Annotated in this window: 11 protein-coding genes; 3 read left to right on the top strand and 8 right to left on the bottom strand. The window is 49.4% G+C overall.

Features of this window, described 5'->3' with window-relative positions:
• Positions 1 to 105: 105 nt before the first annotated feature.
• Positions 106 to 246 carry a hypothetical protein gene (locus tag IE064_RS16110; protein WP_229800105.1) on the bottom strand — a complete coding sequence of 47 codons (141 nt, stop codon included), beginning with the start codon at positions 244 to 246 and terminating at the stop codon, positions 106 to 108.
• A gap of 98 nt (positions 247 to 344) precedes the next feature.
• On the opposite strand from IE064_RS16110, the gene IE064_RS16105 reads away from it, so the two are divergent.
• Entirely contained in the window at positions 345 to 1,262 is a 918-nt protein-coding gene (locus IE064_RS16105) for a LysR family transcriptional regulator (RefSeq protein WP_189618738.1), read from the top strand.
• Positions 1,263 to 1,369: 107 nt separating this feature from the next.
• Here IE064_RS16105 and IE064_RS16100 read toward each other — a convergent pair whose 3' ends face one another.
• Positions 1,370 to 3,199 carry a diguanylate cyclase gene (locus IE064_RS16100; RefSeq protein WP_189618737.1) on the bottom strand — a complete coding sequence of 610 codons (1,830 nt, stop codon included), beginning with the start codon at positions 3,197 to 3,199 and terminating at the stop codon, positions 1,370 to 1,372.
• Positions 3,200 to 3,566: 367 nt separating this feature from the next.
• Here IE064_RS16100 and IE064_RS16095 point away from each other — a divergent pair, with 367 nt between their 5' ends.
• Positions 3,567 to 5,849 carry a S9 family peptidase gene (locus IE064_RS16095; RefSeq protein WP_189618736.1) on the top strand — a complete coding sequence of 761 codons (2,283 nt, stop codon included), beginning with the start codon at positions 3,567 to 3,569 and terminating at the stop codon, positions 5,847 to 5,849.
• Between the two features lie 73 nt (positions 5,850 to 5,922).
• Here the strand turns inward: IE064_RS16095 and IE064_RS16090 are convergent, their stop codons facing one another.
• From IE064_RS16090 to IE064_RS16075, 4 genes are all read right to left on the bottom strand, one after another.
• On the bottom strand, positions 5,923 to 7,080 hold the full coding sequence (locus tag IE064_RS16090; RefSeq protein ID WP_189618735.1) for a DUF4340 domain-containing protein: 1,158 nt from the start codon (positions 7,078 to 7,080) through the stop codon (positions 5,923 to 5,925).
• 4 nt (positions 7,081 to 7,084) lie between these two features.
• A complete protein-coding gene (locus IE064_RS16085; RefSeq protein ID WP_189618734.1) occupies positions 7,085 to 9,946 on the bottom strand; it encodes a Gldg family protein in 2,862 nt (953 codons plus the stop codon).
• A complete protein-coding gene (locus IE064_RS16080; protein ID WP_189618733.1) occupies positions 9,939 to 10,853 on the bottom strand; it encodes an ABC transporter ATP-binding protein in 915 nt (304 codons plus the stop codon). The genes IE064_RS16085 and IE064_RS16080 overlap by 8 nt, the downstream gene beginning before the upstream one ends.
• Positions 10,854 to 11,372: 519 nt before the next feature.
• On the bottom strand, positions 11,373 to 12,437 hold the full coding sequence (locus tag IE064_RS16075) for a GGDEF domain-containing protein (RefSeq protein ID WP_189618732.1): 1,065 nt from the start codon (positions 12,435 to 12,437) through the stop codon (positions 11,373 to 11,375).
• A gap of 317 nt (positions 12,438 to 12,754) precedes the next feature.
• On the opposite strand from IE064_RS16075, the gene IE064_RS16070 reads away from it, so the two are divergent.
• Positions 12,755 to 13,795: a GGDEF domain-containing protein gene (locus IE064_RS16070; protein ID WP_189618731.1), complete on the top strand. Its 1,041-nt coding sequence runs from the start codon at positions 12,755 to 12,757 to the stop codon at positions 13,793 to 13,795.
• 23 nt (positions 13,796 to 13,818) lie between these two features.
• Here IE064_RS16070 and IE064_RS16065 read toward each other — a convergent pair whose 3' ends face one another.
• Both IE064_RS16065 and IE064_RS16060 read right to left on the bottom strand, forming a co-directional pair.
• A complete protein-coding gene (locus tag IE064_RS16065; RefSeq protein ID WP_189618730.1) occupies positions 13,819 to 15,717 on the bottom strand; it encodes a methyl-accepting chemotaxis protein in 1,899 nt (632 codons plus the stop codon).
• 270 nt (positions 15,718 to 15,987) lie between these two features.
• The gene (locus IE064_RS16060) at positions 15,988 to 17,376 is read right to left on the bottom strand and encodes an efflux transporter outer membrane subunit (protein WP_189618729.1); all 1,389 of its coding nucleotides are present in this window, start codon (positions 17,374 to 17,376) and stop codon (positions 15,988 to 15,990) included.

Below are 17,376 nucleotides of genomic sequence, written 5' to 3'. Positions count from 1 at the left end.
CATAGTGGTGCTAAGATGGCCATTCTCAGTCCTCGGCGAGTGGTGGGTTTGTTTGGCGATAGATCTGATCGCTCAAACAGGACTGAGTTCCCTTCCTGTGATCTACTATTTGGAACAGTTATTTAGGTCTAGCGTTGCCAGTGATTCCTGTTCATCTGCGGCACCATAGAATTCACTCATGCCCATGCAGCCAAGTGCCAATGCTGAAACCTGTGGGCCATTGGCCCCTAACGTTCTGTGTTGCATCTTGAATCTCCCTTATGTCGGTGGACATAGCATCTTTGTTTTTACTTTTAGGATAAAGATGCTTATAACAGTTTTAGAATTCATAAATCACGAACAATATGGATAGGCTGCAAACCCTAGCGATTTATCAACGCGTGTGTGAAAGTCACAGTTTTACCAAGGCGGCGGTGAGCTTCAATCTGCCGCGCTCGACCGTAACTCAGGCGATACAACGCCTGGAGCAGCAACTGAATATGCAGTTGTTGCAGCGTACTACGCGCCAGGTACGGCTGACGGAATCCGGGACAGCCGTTCTGGAAAAAGCCCGGCAATTGCTGGCGGATTGGGATGAACTGGCAGGATTGTTTGCCGAAGATCACCAGCCAAGTGGGGTGTTGCGTATCAGTGTGCCAACGCATTTCGCGCGGATGCTGATTATCCCAGCGTTGGCGGAATTTCGGCAGCGTTATCCAGGGATCGAGCTGAATATCGGCGTCACTGATAGTCGGGTGGATCTGCTCGAAAGCGGTGTCGACCTAGTGTTACGTGCTGGGCCTTTGAATGACAGCAATCTGATTGGGCGCGACCTTGGCGCTATTCCTATTGTTACTTTGGCGAGTCCAGGCTATTTGCAACAATTCGGTGTGCCGTTATGCCCAGATGATCTTAATGAACATCAGATGGTGGGATATGTACTTCCTTCCTCTGGCCGGGTGGAACCGCTGGAGTTTTTGCTAGAGGGCAAATATCAGAAGTTAATGTTGCCCCATCCCATTACCACTAATGGTTCGGATGCCTATATCGCGGCAGGATTGGCGGGCATGGGATTAGTGCAGGTGCCCGTTTATGGCATTGCACAATATCTGCAACAGGGATTACTGCAACGGGTGCTGGCGGATTATCCCCCATCAGCAATGCCAATCGCCATGTTGTACCCTAAAAATCGCAATACCAGCCAGCGCTTACAAGTGTTTATCGATTGGTTGTCGCAAACTATCCGAGAACAAGTGCCGTTGCAGCGTGGAGTCCCGCGATAAGTTATTACTGTGTCTGCTGCCTTGGCTGTTATAGGGCGCGACTGGACAACATCGCAGTGCACCTTGGTCATTAGCTGCTGACGGTTTGGATAAAATACGCCACAGGGTTAACTGTTAGCGCGACGTCGCATATCGTCGATGGCAACATCATTTTTTTCAAAATGTTTAATTAAGTACATGGCGCTGTCGGCACGGCGCAATAGTGATGATGAGTCTACCAGATGGGGATCGCCAAAACAGATGCCGATACTGGTGCCAATTCTGACGGTGCTGCCGTTGGGTAACAACACCGCCTGAGTCAGTATCTGTTTCACTTTCTGCCCAAACTGCTGCAAGGTGGGTTTGTCGTGAAAACGGTCAGATAACAGCACAAATTCATCCCCACCTAAGCGGGCCACCATGTCGTTTTCAACGGCACAGCTATTGAGCCTTTGGGCAATGATTTGTAGCAGATGATCGCCCATGCTATGGCCGTGTTTGTCGTTAATCAGCTTGAAATCATCAAGGTCGATCAGCAGCAGCGCCAATATCCGTTGCTGGCGGCGCGAATGCTGGTACACCTCATCCAGCATATGTTCGAGACCATTGCGATTATAGAGTTTGGTCAGAGGATCTTTATAGACCATATTCTCTAACTCCAGCTTGGCCGCTTCCAGTTCGGCTGTGCGCTGTAACACTTTTTGTTCCAGTAGTGACTCCTGATGCACCAGGGTTTCGACCAGTGCTGCTTGGGCGGCTTCTTTCTGGCGTTTCATCTCATTGAAACGGGAGGCCAATCCCAACGACAACAGCAGCATTTCGATGGTGGAGCCAAGTTGCATACCGTAAAAGGTGATGAAATTGTCAGGCAACCAACCCATGTTACGCAGCGATACCATAGCGGTGCCGATTAACATACAGATCCATCCGGCTAAAAAGTATCGGGCGGCAGGTATCTTACGATAAACGCCGAAAACACCACACCACATCATCAACGCGGCAATGGATACGCCGATTGCCGACATAATCTGTACGCCAATCTGCACTGGTAATATTACGGTTGCCAGTGCTGCCACCGTGCAAAATCGGGCCGCCCACTTGAGGGTCATATCTACAACAGGTGCCCGCTGTTTGGTTGCCATATAATCCCGGGCAAATAGCAATGCCAGCACTACGGCGGTGGAATAGCCGGTGGGCACCACATGATTGATTATCGGCCCTAATAGCGGCCACAGATACAGGGAACCGTGCCCAATAGCGGTGACAGTAGTGATGCCAAATACCAGCAGATAAGCACTGTAGGACAGGTAAGGGCGCTGTTTCAGTACCAATCCCAGAAACATGTTGTAGCACCACAATGCCAAAAACATTCCAGCAAAGATCGTCTGAAATAAAAGGTTACGGTTACTGTGTGCGTGAAATGCCCACTGCGGATAGAGCGTGGCATTGAGTGTCATGCTGCCGTAGGCTTTGACTCGAATATAGACGGTAACAATTTCATTAGCGGGTAACGTTAACCAAAATGCCGGGGTACCATTAGCGATAGCACGGTCAACCGGTGGCACCGCAAAACCGTTGCGCTGATGTACTGTTCGGCCATCCGAGTATTCGATATAAGCATCTAGTTGATCCAGATACCCATAATGGAAATCCATTACCCAGGGGGCTGGAGCGTTTGCAGTGGCACTAAGTTGTAGTTTCAGCCAGACGGCATCAGTGGTGTAACCAATATGCAATGCTTCACTATTGCCATACTGGTGAAATGTACGTTGCTTGACCTCGGATAGTGATAACTTACCCGATGGATCCCGTAACATCGCAAAGGCACTGTCTAACAATTTCGGGGTGTTGAGGTCTTGCAGCTGTAGTGGTGAAGCTTGAGCCGTTGCGAGCGCCAGCAGTAGCCAAATGCACAACTGCAGTCCACGACGGTAAAAAATATGTAAAACAACGCTCATATTACGGACGGCCTACCGAACAGCGAGAAAGGCGCATTGTAACGAGTTCGGCCCGGTAATACAGCTACTGAGTGACGTAAAAATGTAAGTTGGCATTAATCGAATTACTGTCAATACCATAAACTCACTTTATGAAATGACATTCTATATCACCATGATTAATAAGATAAATATTATATAGTGTTCACTTTTTGTATATTTTATTCATATTGAATAAACAGTTAGCACATCAATTATCATGGTCAGAATGATATTGATTGTATATTGCACTGATTTGCAATTATATATATTTGGTATACGGTATTCAAAATAACTAATGACAGTACCACTGTTTACGGGTGGCTTTTAAGGGAAAGAAAATATCACTATGACACATGCTTTATTACCGAGATTTCTGGCAAGTGCGCTGTTATTAATGATTACGCCTGTGTCAGTAATGGCAGCAACCGCTGCAGATATTCAAGCCAGTGTTGAGCTACGCCAGAATTGGCAGGGACTAACGCGTGATCTGGCCTTTCCGGCTCAGTGGCTGCCGGGGACTCATGAATTCTATTACCGCGTGACGGTTGCGGGTGGCTTTGCTTTTATCAAAGAAAATGCCGACAGCGGACAGAAAGGCCCGGCCTTTGACCAAACCCTGGTCGCCAAAGGGCTGAGCAAGGCTCAAGCTGACAATGTAACGGCGTTAGCACTGCCATTTGACGACTTCTGGTATGAGGATGACGGCATCGGCTTTTACCTGCACTATGAGCCCTGGCATTGCAGTTTGACTCAGGCCGTTTGTGCCAAGAAACCTGAGACTTCGCAGTCGATTGCCGATGATGAAGTGCGCGATCTTCGCGTGCCTGCGGACAATCATTTACGGCCATCGCCAGATGGCAAGCTACAAGCGCATGTGTTTGATCATAACCTGCAAGTTATTGATCAACATGGTCAAACTGTATTGTTGAGTCAGGAGGGAACCGCCGGCAATTTTTACGACCCACAAACCATTCAGTGGTCGCCAGATTCCCGTTATTTAGTGATCTTCCGCGTAACCCCTGGTTATGCGCGTTATGTGACGCGGGTTTTGTCATCGCCGCAGACGCAATTGCAGCCCGAGGTGATCAAACAGCTCTATCCTAAGCCCGGCGATGCTATCGATATGGAGCAACCCGTCCTATTTGATCTGCACACTGGCAAACATACCGATATTGATGCCAGCTTGTTCCCGAATGCCTATGATCTTGCCAATTTACACTGGCGAGCCGACAGCAAAACCTTTGCTTTTGAATACACTCGCCGAGGGCATCAGCAGGCGCGTTTAATTGAAGTTGATGCCGCCAGTGGCAAGGGGCGGGTGGTGATTGATGAAACCAGCAACACCTTTATCTATCAATGGCGGGGCTATCGCCATGACGTCAGTCAGCTTGGTAAGGAAGTGATCTGGCTGTCGGAGCGCGATGGCTGGGCGCATCTGTATCTGTATGACGGCAAGCGCGGCAAGGTGAAAAACCTGATAACTCAGGGTAACTGGCCAGTGCGTGAAGTGGTGCATGTCGATGATGAGAAACGACAAATCTGGTTTGCCGCCAGCGGTGTCAACGCGGGGGAAGACCCTTACTTTGTGCACTATTATCGGGTGAATTTTGATGGCTCAGGACTGACGGAAATCACCCAAACGGCAGCCAATCACCACGTCAGTTTCTCTGATGATATGCAGTATTTTGTCGACAACTATTCACGGGTTGATTTGCCCAATATCGCCGAACTGAAAAAAGCCGATGGCACCTTAGTGCGGGTAATTGCTAAAGCCGACATTTCCCAATTAACGGCGGCGGGATTCAAAGCGCCACAGGTGTTTGTGGCAAAAGGCCGTGATGGCAAGAGTGATATCTGGGGCTTGATAGTAAAACCGCAGCATTTTGATCCCAGTAAACACTACCCGGTAATTGAGAATATCTATGCCGGGCCACACGATAGCTTTGTGCCAAAAGATTTCTGGCCGTTTGGTTATCACTCCGGTGGCGACAAAGTCATCGGTATGCAGGCGCTGGCAAATTTGGGTTTTATCGTGGTGCAAATGGATGGCATGGGTACTGCCAATCGCTCCAAAGCATTTCACGATGTGGCCTGGAAAAATCTGGGGGATTCAGGTTTCCCAGATCGTATCTTGTGGCATCAGGCGGCTGCCAAGAAGTTCCCCTGGTATGACATCAGCAAAGGTGTGGGCATATATGGTGCTTCTGCGGGCGGCCAGAGTACGCTGAGTGCCTTGTTGTTCCATCCAGATTTTTACACTGTTGGGGTCGCCTTTGCCGGTTGCTATGACAACCGCATGGATAAAATGAGCTGGAATGAACAGTGGATGGGCTGGCCGGTAGATGAGAGCTATCTGCGCAGTTCGGCGGTGGTGAATGCGGCCAAGTTGCAAGGGCAACTGCTGATCATCTTTGGTGAGCAGGACAGTAACGTCGATCCCTCTTCGTCATTGCAGTTGGTGAATGCGCTTATTAATGCCAATAAAGATTTTGAGCTGCTGGAAGTGCCGGGCGGCGAGCACTCGGTTGGTCGTTCTACCGGGCCGATTGACTATGTGCAGCGGCGGCAGTTTATGTTCTTTATTCAGCATCTGTTACAGCAGCCAACTCCGAACTGGAATAAGCAGTAATAGCGCGGCTTTATTATAAAAAGGCCACCATGAACGGTGGCCTTTGGCTGCTTTGGTTGGGGGGAAGAAAATGTTACTTAACGTGCTCCTTTGGGCCAGTTGTTGACTCAGCCACAGTTTTTGGGGGATTGCTACCGAGCTTAGCTTTATCGGTTTTGGCGGGTGTTAGTGGTTCACTAAAGGCGCTGGGGTTAAATGCAGCGGCAAAAGCGGCACCTTGCGCTTGCGGCAGACGGAAATACTGCTGACTCAGTGAAGATTTGAGTACATAGTCTTTACTGTCACTCATTTGCCCTAAGCGGTAGTTGACATCATCTCCCTGATTACGTTGTACCGTAAGCTGCAACAGGGGAGTATCCAGGCCAAAATTGGCTTTTTGCTCCACCCCGAGCAGGTCACTGACACGCAGGGAGGTCAGTTGCTGTAGCGCCTGATTGACGGCACCCAGATTGACGCGATTACCGGCAGGTAATGGAGTCAACTGCCAACCTGAGTTCTCAGGGGGCGTTGATGCTGCATTTTTCAGGTCTTTGCTATTGCCGTTATCATCAATCAGTTTATCTACCATTTTCTGTACTTTGCCATTGTCGGCAATGGTTGCTGGCAACGGCTGCTGGGACGCTGAGGTTTGGGCATGGTCTATTTTCCGGCTCAACGTCATATCGCCTATTTTTAACGCTTTGATGTTAGTGGTTTTCAACTGCAGTAAATCCTGCTGCATCCACTCCTTATTGGTGACTGGCAAGCGGTAAACCGGCAGATTGGCCAGATACACTTGCGCTTCACCTTCCAGCCGCAAATGGGTTTCCCGCATACTTGCTGACGTGCCCAAATACAGGGTTGCCATATCAACGTGCTGCTGTGACAACACCACTTTTCGTTCAAAGCTGTCTTTTGCCACTTTGAAGCGGTGAGCGGCGTTGTCACTGTCAGCAACAGCCAAACCGTGTTTCAGTGATAGGATCTGCGTCAGCAGCGATGTTACCTGCTGCTGATTAGCCGGAAAATCTGACTGGTCGGACAGCAGCCATTTGCCGTTGGTTCTGGCGAGGTTAACGACTTTGCCATCGTTACCACTGATGCTGATATGGTCGATATCATTGTCCTGCAGTGCCAGTAACGCCTTGGGTTTTGCGGCACCTTGAATGCCACTGTGCTGCGCATTCACGACCACGGTTAGCAACAGTTGCAATACCAGCAGACCACTCAGAATATATATGAGTTTTTTCATCTTGTTATACCTCCGCCAGGATCTGCTGATAACGGCGCAGATCGCTGCTTTTCACCTGTCGGCGCCACAGCCAGATCAGTGCCAGTCCCAATAGCACCAGACCGTAGTTGAGATATTCCCAGTACTGCTGTTGCTCCAGTTTCATCCCTAATAGGGTTCTGGCTAGCTGGGTACGTCCACGCAAGGCCAGCAATGCCGGGTCTTCCAGTGACCAGTCGATACTGTTCTGGATGAAGTCCAACGGTTTGGTGTAGTAAGTGCTCAGCCCCTGAGATTCCAGTTGCAGCGTCGCATCACTGGCAAAGCCGTTACTGGCCACCAGGATTAACCGTGCAGACTCAGGCGAGTGCTCGATGACACCATCAAAACTATTATCGGGCTGCGTTTTTGCCGGGGGATTCGCATTGGCGGTTGTGGTGGTGCTGTTATCTGCGAGTAACGGCGACGGTTTGCCGGCAAAGAAGGAATCAAAACTCCCGGTTTCAGCGACTGCCAGTGGATATGACTGCTGTTTGCCTTCCAGCTTGAAGCCATTACTTGGATAACCGCGGTAATCCGGGACTAGGTTCATGCTGGCAGAACTCCAGCTATCGGCAGAACTGGTGAGTAGTTTGCTGATATCGCGGTTACCGGCTTTGTTGCTGTCGATAGTCACCGGAGAGGCCCAGTTCAATGTCAGCTGGCCCAGTTGCGCGGTGACCGGATTGTCTGGTGACAACTGATTACCACGTAAGTCAGGGAAATACGGATAAGGCAGCATGCGTACTTCTCTTAAGGTGATACCACCCACATTGCGCTCTACGGGCAGCGGTAGCGCCGCATTGCGCGGATCGAGCACCATGCGTGGCGCGATGCTCAAGCCATAATGTGCCAGCCATTTATCCAGACCACTCTGTTGCTGTTGGGCAGTGAGTGACTGGCTGATGTTAACGGCAAAGGGGGAGGTTGCCATCATCACACTGCCGCCACGCATCAAGAACTGATCAATGGCAAACAACGCTTTATTGCTGAGGTTTTCTGGGGCCATGACCAGCAGGAAGTCGGCATCCTGAGACACCTTGCCATCGCTAAGATCTTCGTCAACTACCCGCAGGTTTTTGCTCAACACTTCCCGCAGCATACTGTAGCTAGCGCCACCTTGCTGCATGTAATTGGGCTTGGGGACCACTAAGGCCACAGTCTTCATAAAACCAGGCGCTAACCGTTGCAACGCCGACTGAATGCTGCGTTTCAAAGCGTCCTTATCCAGTTTCTCTGGCAGTGGGATCTGCACATGGCTGCCACCGTTTTCCAACGTCATGTAAAACCAGAATGGATGACGATCTGTTAACCCCATCACTTGTGGCGCAAAGCCGTACTGTTGCTTCAGCGTTTTTGCTAATTCACTGTTGTTTTGCGGATCATCAAATTGGGTCAGCAGTTTGCCATCGGCATTTTTGCCAAGCTGTTTGAGCACTTCGTCCAGTTCTGCACGTAACTTTTGTAATGGTTGTGGCAACTGCGTCGTGGCCGACATATAACCGTGGAAGGTCACTTTGCCATTGATTGCCGCAAACGGGCTGCCACCATCCTGCCACTTGTGCTGGACATTACGAATGGCGCTGGTGATAGCGTATTCTGGATTTTTCAACAATACATCCAAGTGGTCGCCGCGACCTTTTACTTCAATTAGATCTTGATAATTCAATACCTTGTATTGATCGCCATAGGCAATTACCACGTTAAAGTAGGAACTCATGACCCCCGCGGAGTATTTACTGGCGGTTTCAAACGACAATGGCTGGATACCATAACGAGCGGCGGCTTCCTGCTCGGCTTTTTGGTTCTTCTGTGGGTCGACAAACTCTACCCGGACTTTGTTACCTGAGGCGACTGCGTATTCCTGCAATAGGTCCTTTATCTGCGGTACTAAGGGTTCCAGCAACGGGTGGGTTTTAGCCGAAAAATAACCACGGATCAGTAACGGTTCTTGCAGTTGTTGCAAATAATGCTTGCTGGCATCAGAGAGGGTGTATTGTTGCCCTTGGGTCATATCCAACCGTGCCCAGCCTATGGGGGTCAACCACAAATTGGCCGCCACCAAGTTGATGATGGCTAATGCACTCAGCAGTCGCCACTGGCGGTGATGACGGTTATCTGGATTACTGGCCCAGCGTAAACGCTCCAGTCGCAGCAGATTCAGAGTAATAAAAATTCCCACCAGCGACAGGTAATAGTAAAGATCCCGCAGATCCAGTACCCCGCGAGTGATTGACTGGAAATGGGCATCGGTGCTGAGGGCGCGCAGCATATCGCCGGTTTCGTAGCCAAACAGATTGGTCAATTGTGGTGTGCCAATAAGGTAAAACAGACCACAGACCACTACGGTCAGGATCAATGCCACGATTGCATTATCGGTACGGGAACTCATGTACAGACCGATAGCGATATAGGCTGCCGCCAGAAACAGCGAGGCGACATAACCGCCGATCACTGGCCCCCAGTCCAAGGGGCCCATAAAAGAAACGGTAATCGGCAGTGGCAACGTCAGCAGTAACGCCAGTGCCACTAACGACAGCATAGCGACAAATTTACCGACCACCAGCTTGAGCGGGGTGACCGGGCTGGTCAGCAATGATTCCAGCGTGCCACTGCGTTGTTCTTCTGACCAACTGCGCATAGTCAATGCTGCCACCAGAAAGATCATCAACAGCGGCATCCATTGAAACAGCGGTCTGATATCGGCGATGTTACGGGCAAAGAAGCCCGCAACCCAGAACACCACAAACAGACAAATCGCGAGAAACGCACCTAAAAACAGGAATGCCGCCGGGGAATTGAAAAAACCACGAAACTCTTTACGAGCGATTTGACGGATCTCAGCCATGAGCAACCTCCCGGTTAACATCCGCGAACACACTTTCCAGATTACGTTTCTGGATTTCCAGGGTATACAGCTGTAAGCCTGCGTTGCAGATGGCATTGGCAATCTGTGGCGCCAGTGTTATTTCTGCCTCAACATGGCAGTGCCATAGACCATCATTTGCTGCATGTGGGGTGATGGTGGTAACGCCGTGCAGTTGCTGCAAGGTCTGGCTAGCATCTTGATTGACGGCTAGATGCAGACCATGAGCTGTCTGCAATTCATCAATTCTGGCATCCACGACTAACTGTCCTTGGCGCATAATCAGTACCCGTTCACACACGGCCTGCACCTCCTGCAGAATATGGGTCGATACAATAACCGTGGCCGTTTCTGCCAGTTCTTTGATCAATTGCCGCATCTGTAAGATCTGTGTGGGATCAAGACCATTTGTCGGCTCGTCCAGAATGATAATATCTGGCTGGTGCAGCAGTGCTTGCGCCACGCCAACGCGCTGGCGATAGCCTCGAGACAGGGTCTGAATGGTGGCAGTTGCTTTTTCTTTGAGAGCGCAGCGCCGGATCACCTCGGCTACGCGCCGGGGAATGAGTAGTGGTGCCACGCCATGCAAAGCTGCCTGATACTCCAGGTAATCAATCACGGTCATTTCCGGCCATACCGGACAGTTTTCCGGCAGGTAACCAATGCGCGCCTGGATCACCTGAGTGTCTTTACCTATCTGGAGTTTATCGATGTAAATATTACCGGCAGTAGGTTCAAGAAAGCCGGTCAGCATTTTCATGATGGTGGATTTACCGGCACCGTTATGGCCCAGCAAACCGACCACTTCGCCTTGGCCGATTTGGAAACTCACGTCATTCACTGCGGTAAATGCGTCGTATCGGCGGGTCAGGTGTTCAACCTGTATCATATTGTTCTCCGGTGTTTGGGTAACAATTTCCGCGATAACAAATCGCGGCATTAAACGAATAAGAAAAGACCCGCTTGGGGGTTAGCGGGTGTCGGGCCAAGGAGAGCCCGTAGGAAGCCGCCGATAAAGGGGGGTAGCGGCTTTGATGGAAGCTGTGTTGGTTAAACGATGCAGAGGCAAGATAGTTGGCGCTGTCATCATTCCGTTCTCCATAGGAATAGATCTTTGTTAATGTTGTTGTTGACCTTAATGGGGTCCTCTTTGCAAGACTCAGAAAAATTTAGGTAAGTTCCAGAAATTAACGGATGTTAATCTGACGGAAATATTGCGTTTGCTAAAATAAAATTAATGTTTTGATTTAATTGTATTTTTATGAGTTGCATGTGTGGAAATGTTAAACGGGATCTAACGACTTTAGCCCGCATTGGCGGGCTGGATGGTATCAGTTAGGCGAGTCTTGGTGATAGACGTCAGCGCAGCCAGCTAAGTGAATCGACATTCACGCTGATCAGTGCGGAATTAACCGCGGCCAGTCACAATTTGGTTGCGGCCTTGGCGCTTGGCTTCATAGAGGTGCATATCTGCTTGACGATACAACCCGTCAAAATCACCGCCATCGACAGGCCATTGTGCTAAACCGATGCTCACAGTGAAATGAATCGGATGTTGATGGAACATGAGATGCAGTTGCTCGACATCGGTGCGTAACCGTTCTGCCAGTTCTATGGCTTTGGCTTTAGGGGTTTTAGGTAATAGGATGCAGAATTCCTCACCGCCAACGCGGAACAGCCAGTCGCTTTCACGGGTATGGTGTGTCATGCATTGACTGAGTTGGCACAACACCATATCGCCTGCCTCATGGCCGTTTTCATCATTGATGTGTTTAAAGTGATCAATATCTAGCAGCAACAGGGTAAATGGGGTGCTCTCTTTGGCATGCAATGCCGCGATCTGAGCAAATATGTTCTCCAGATGCAGACGATTGTGTAATCCGGTCATGGGGTCTCGCGCTGCCATTTCCCGTAATTGACGCACCATCTGGCTGCGTTTTAATTCAAAAATATGGCTCATTCCCCACAGGAATAGATAACTGACGCTGGCATTGATTAACAGCGCTATATCCAGACTGCCATCGAGTGCTGGTTGTGCCCATACCATTACGGCAACGCCCAGTACCCCAAAGCAGAGCGTGAACACGCCGCCTAGAAGCAGTCCCAGCAGTAGCAAATTGGCGGGGGGCATCAGCAGCAGCCAGTAAAAACCATCGGTATAGAGCCCTTTGCTATACATACCATAAATGATGACACTGCCGATGATCAGCATCAGGCCGGAGGTCCACCAAAGCAGATAAGGCGTCTGTTGCACCCGTAATAGAAACACTAAGCAATACAGTGCAATACAGGACTCCATCACGGAAACTATTTTCACATCGTGGTGCAGATTACTCAGTGACAAAGCGAAAGCCACCAGTGCTATCACCCACAGAATGATACGCAGCAATGTACGGCGATATGCCATTTCATCTTCCCACATTGCTGGGGAACGCATAATCGCTGGAGAACGTATAAATGAACGCGGTGGCATTCAATCACCTTCGACCTCTGTCCACGACAGTAAGCCGCTAAATCGGATATTTATTGGCGGACAAAATACCTTGCTTAACAATAGATTTCCATGATTCGCTCACTGATATGATGAGTTGTATCAATAATTGAAATCTTGCGGATAAATAAACAGTTTGTTAGGCATTGATGCATAGCCTGTGCCGGAAAATAACCATCAGCCACAGGATTCGGCATTGAATGAGAATTTTTTATGGTTTTACAGGGAGTTTACAGTTAAGGTTTGTGACCTGTTTCATAATATTAGGTCGCTACCGTTCCTGTGAAGGGTTTATCACCATGTCGATGCTACAACATGATGTTTATTTTGAACAATCTCCAGAACAGGAAGATGATAATCGTCGGGCAATTTTGCGCATCATTCTGTGGATCATTGCTGCGCTTGGCCTCATTCTTTGTCTCTCTAACCTGCATCACGGATCTGTAGTCGTTGCCTGGCTGGAGTTAGGGATTGTACTGTTTTGTAGTGTTTTTTTATATAAGGTGAAACGGACATCCAAGCTGAAGTTGTGGACCACATTGTTACTGATACTGGTATTTGTGGTGGTGGTTTACAGCATGCAGATACGTGCACTCAGCGCTGGCAGCTATTACTGGATCCTTGTTATGCCGCCGCTGTCATTACTGTTATTAGGGTTGCATTGGGGCAGTTGGCTGTCGTTGCTGTTTGGCATTGGGGCCATGCTGCAGATGCTGTATACCCAGGCGACACAATTGCAGCAGCTTAATGTATCTCTGACTAATAACGCACTATTCAGTTACCTGACAATTTGGGCTGTTAGCCATGTTTATGAATACAAACGTAGTTATGTCGTCCAACAACTGCAGAAGCTGGCATCGGTGGACCCGTTGACCGGACTCTATAACCGACGGCAACTGACAGCAGTATTTGAGCACTGTTTAGTTACGCATCGGCGGAGTGAAGAGCAGTTTGGTTTACTGCTGTTGGATGTTGATCATTTCAAAATCATCAACGATACATATGGCCATGATGCTGGCGATCTGATGCTGACACACCTCGCCAGCCTGATGAAAGTTCACAGTCGTCATAATGACTGGGCATTCCGTGTCGGTGGTGAAGAGTTTTGTTTACTGGTGACGCAGTCAAATGCGCAGCTGTTGCCACAGGTCGCAGAACGCTTACGCCAGGATGTTGAACAACATCCTGGATTGTACAACGACCAAAGGATCTCTTTTACCGTTAGCATCGGTATCGCCGTGTGGCCGGAAGATGGCAGTACCTTTGCCAGCCTCTATCGCCAAGCAGATCGCCGGTTGTATCAAGCAAAAAAAGACGGTCGTAATACAGTCGTGGCGTGAGAAAACGGTTCAGATAAACGTTTTCAAATGCGGAACTGTCCCACTTCGGTCGCTAGTTGCTTTGCCAAAGATTCTAAGGTTTGTGCCTGTCGGGCCGATTGCTCCACTTCCGCTGACAGACCACCTGACACTTCGCGGATAGACTCAGTATTGCGGTTTATTTCGGCCGTAACGGATGTTTGTTCTTCCGCCGCGGTTGCAATCTGCCGTGCCATATCCGAAATCTGATTGATGGCCGCGCTGATCTGTTGCAGGCTGACATTGGCCGCTTCGACATCTGTTACCGATACTTCTGTCATCTGCTGACTCTTGTTCATGGTGTTAACCGCATTGTTGGCGATCTGCTGCAACGTGGTGATCATGGTTTGGATCTCTTGAGTGGAGGCGTGCGTACGTTGCGATAACACCCGTACCTCGTCAGCGACTACGGCAAATCCTCGACCTTGATCGCCAGCGCGAGCGGCTTCAATGGCCGCATTCAATGCCAGCAGGTTAGTCTGTTCTGCAATATCACTGATGGTCAGCAAAATACTATTGATCTTGCGGGAGTGCTGATCCAATTCGGCAATAATCTGACTGGCGTTACCAACTTCAGAGGCTAATTGGAGGATAGAATTACGTGACTTGCCCGCCTGCTGTTGAACCGTGGACGTGAGTGCTACGGTTTCTTCGGCAGTATGGGCTGTCGTTTCGGCGTTACCGGAGATCTCCTGTGTTGCAGAGGCCATTTCGGTCACCGCGGTAGCCACCATAGTGACATCATCAAGCTGTGTTGCGATGGCGGCGCTGTTGTTGTCGGCAACCTTGCGGGTGTCACTGGCCTCGCTCGTCAGATGTGTGGCGATAGTTTCTAGGCGTCCGACCATTTGCGCCAGCAAGGCGACAAAACGGTTGAATCCCTGCGCTAACTGACCAATTTCATCATGCTGGTTGTGCGTATGGATACGCACTGTTAGATCGCCTCCACCGTTGGAAATAGATTCCAGTGCTTGAGAGACATTCTCCAGATCGCGGAACTGACTGCGGAAGATAAATATCAACACCACGGCAAAAACTAATAAAGCTGTAATTGCTGTGGCTATCATGGTGACGGTTAACTGATCGGCCTGCGCTGTGATAACGTTTTTGTCCATCACAAACAGTAATGACCAGTCGGTGCCGGGAACCTGAGTGAGGTAGAACAGGTTCTGCCGACCCTTGAAACTGTCCTCATGTAATGAATCCTGCGCCGTCAGCTGTTGTAGCCATTGGGTGGTGAACTCGGGATCAATGTCAGTCAATGACTTGTTATTAAAAGCTGTGTCAGGATAACTGATCACATTGCCGTGGTTATCTATCAATGTGGCAAAACCGTTGCCAGGTACTTTAAGCTGTCCAATTTTATCGGTTATTTGGGTTAGTGTCATATTACTGCCAACCACACCTCTCAGCTTGCCGTTATCATCCATGACGGGGGCGCAAAATGTGACGACCATTTTTTTGAGCGAGGTACTTATGTGTGGTGGTTCAATAGTCAGCTGTCCAGATGCTTTAGTTTTTTTGTACCAATCACGGACTCTAGGATCAAACCCGGGCACGTATAGTGCCGGATCATGACGATACATTTCCCCTTGTTCGTTGCCATACATAGATAAACTGTAGTTAAGCGCACTTTGGGCAAAAGCTAACATGAATGTCGGATCTTGATCGGCTGGCAGACGTTCTATCGCGTCCCGTAAACTCAGTAAGCCATTTTTCTTGCCTTCAAACCAACTGCTTATATTGGATGCGAACAGTTCGCCAGTCTGTTGCACTTGTTTTTTTGTCAGACTCAGGGACATCTGGTGGATAGCGCTGAAAGATAACGCGCTGAGAATGACAGATACAATCAATACGGCCGACAGGCTAGCGCCTAACAAACGGGTTTTTAATGTAATTTTCATGAGTCACGATATGGACATTGATATAGCGTTTTTTTATTATAAAGGTCAATTGTATTTCATTGATGTTATTAATAAATTTTGAAAACGGCTTCAGTATTTTTTAAATTCATTATCGCTGAATTGCGGTATGAAAGAGGCGTACTATCGTTTTAGTCGCAGGCGTGTAGAGAGGCTCTTAATTGGCGTAGCGGTGAGCCGATATTGTTCAGGGTTCAGACGCAACGACTCATCAAAAAAACGGTGTTTGCACACCGTTTTTTGTCTCTAAAACTAAGGTTGTTTGGGGGCCACTTCGCTTCCGCCAAGCGCTTGATACAGGGTCGCTTGGGCGGTCAACAGGTTGTAATGGTTCTGCAACAGTGACTCTTCCGCGCTACGTCGAGTCTCCTGTGCATCCAGCCAGTTCTGTATGGCGATGGCACCGTGGCGATACTGGCTTTCATAGATTTTTTCTGCAGCCGCGGCTGCATCGTATTGTAGCTGCAACTTCTCGCCTTGGTAAGCATACTGGCGTCTGGCTGAAATGGCGTTGTCTACATCTTCAAACGCTTGATACAGGGTTTTACGGTAAGTTACCACCGCCGTTTGATAATCAACATCGGCAATCTTGTTGTTGATTTTCATCTGTTGCCACTGCAAAAACGGCAAAGTCAGTCCGGCGCCAAGTGTGCCGATAGGGTTGCGTAGCAGTTCTTTAAGTTCATTAGATGAATCCCCGACGCTGCCTGTCAGGCTTAAACTCGGAAAATAACTGGCGAAGGTAGCATCCTTACTGGCAAGTGCCGCGCGCAATGAGTACAACGCCGCTTTGACATCTGGACGACGAACCAGCAAATCTGCGGGTATACCCGCCGCAATTTGCGGCACGGCCCCCTCCGGCAGTTTTGCTATCTGCAACGGTAGTTGCTCTGGTGGTCGGTTAAACAGTATTGCCATCGCATTCTGTGCTTCGGTCAGCTGCTGCAGTAGTTCACTATGGCTAGACTCCTGTCCCGCGAGGTTACGCTGGGCTTCGAGGACATTAAGCTTAGAAACGGCGCCTGCGGCATATTGGTTTTGCGTCAGTTGCAGTGTTTGTTTGGCATAAGCAATGCTGTTTTGACTGAGGGCAATGCGTTGTTTCAGATAGCCAATCTGCCAGTAAAGTGACGCGGTAGTCGCCACCAGACTCTGGGCGGTACTTTCCCGATCTTCAGCACTTGCCATAGCATTCCAACTGGCGGCATCCACATCGGCAGAAACTTTGCCCCACAGATCCACTTCGTAGCTTACTGACAGACTGGCCTGATAGCTGCTACTGCTGTCACCGCCGTCTAATGGCTTGCTCTTGTTGGCAGCACCATTTGCCGATAACTGTGGCCACAAGTCGGTACGGGTTAAACCAGCCTGTAGTCGCGCTTTTTGCAGCGTCAATGTTGCCAATGCAAGGTCGTTGTTGGTGTTTAAGACCTCGGTGATCAGTTGGTTGAGTTCTGGGTTATTGAACTTCTGCCACCAGGGATCAAGACTGACTTGCTGATTAACACTGGTCTGTTGCCAACTGGCGGGAATGTTAACTTCTGGAGCCTGAAAGTCACTGTGGGTAAACATCCCACAACCACTGAGCGCACCGATGCTGAGTGCGATGGCTGAAATACGAAATATGTTAATATACTGCAT

Source organism: Shewanella fodinae, assembly GCF_014651955.1.
GTDB classification, from domain to species: domain Bacteria; phylum Pseudomonadota; class Gammaproteobacteria; order Enterobacterales; family Shewanellaceae; genus Shewanella; species Shewanella fodinae.
Note: the sequence above shows the minus strand (reverse complement) of the source record. Positions and strands in the feature narration are given on the sequence as shown.

What these genes read in the sequence shown, in the direction of transcription:
- IE064_RS16100 (WP_189618737.1), bottom strand. Translation starts at nt 3,199, where the DNA reads ATGAGCGTTGTTTTACATATTTTTTACCGTCGTGGACTGCAGTTGTGC.
- IE064_RS16080 (WP_189618733.1), bottom strand. Translation starts at nt 10,853, where the DNA reads ATGATACAGGTTGAACACCTGACCCGCCGATACGACGCATTTACCGCA.
- IE064_RS16090 (WP_189618735.1), bottom strand. Translation starts at nt 7,080, where the DNA reads ATGAAAAAACTCATATATATTCTGAGTGGTCTGCTGGTATTGCAACTG.
- IE064_RS16105 (WP_189618738.1), top strand. Translation starts at nt 345, where the DNA reads ATGGATAGGCTGCAAACCCTAGCGATTTATCAACGCGTGTGTGAAAGT.
- IE064_RS16065 (WP_189618730.1), bottom strand. Translation starts at nt 15,717, where the DNA reads ATGAAAATTACATTAAAAACCCGTTTGTTAGGCGCTAGCCTGTCGGCC.
- IE064_RS16070 (WP_189618731.1), top strand. Translation starts at nt 12,755, where the DNA reads ATGTCGATGCTACAACATGATGTTTATTTTGAACAATCTCCAGAACAG.
- IE064_RS16110 (WP_229800105.1), bottom strand. Translation starts at nt 246, where the DNA reads ATGCAACACAGAACGTTAGGGGCCAATGGCCCACAGGTTTCAGCATTG.
- IE064_RS16085 (WP_189618734.1), bottom strand. Translation starts at nt 9,946, where the DNA reads ATGGCTGAGATCCGTCAAATCGCTCGTAAAGAGTTTCGTGGTTTTTTC.
- IE064_RS16060 (WP_189618729.1), bottom strand. Translation starts at nt 17,376, where the DNA reads ATGCAGTATATTAACATATTTCGTATTTCAGCCATCGCACTCAGCATC.
- IE064_RS16095 (WP_189618736.1), top strand. Translation starts at nt 3,567, where the DNA reads ATGACACATGCTTTATTACCGAGATTTCTGGCAAGTGCGCTGTTATTA.
- IE064_RS16075 (WP_189618732.1), bottom strand. Translation starts at nt 12,437, where the DNA reads ATGCCACCGCGTTCATTTATACGTTCTCCAGCGATTATGCGTTCCCCA.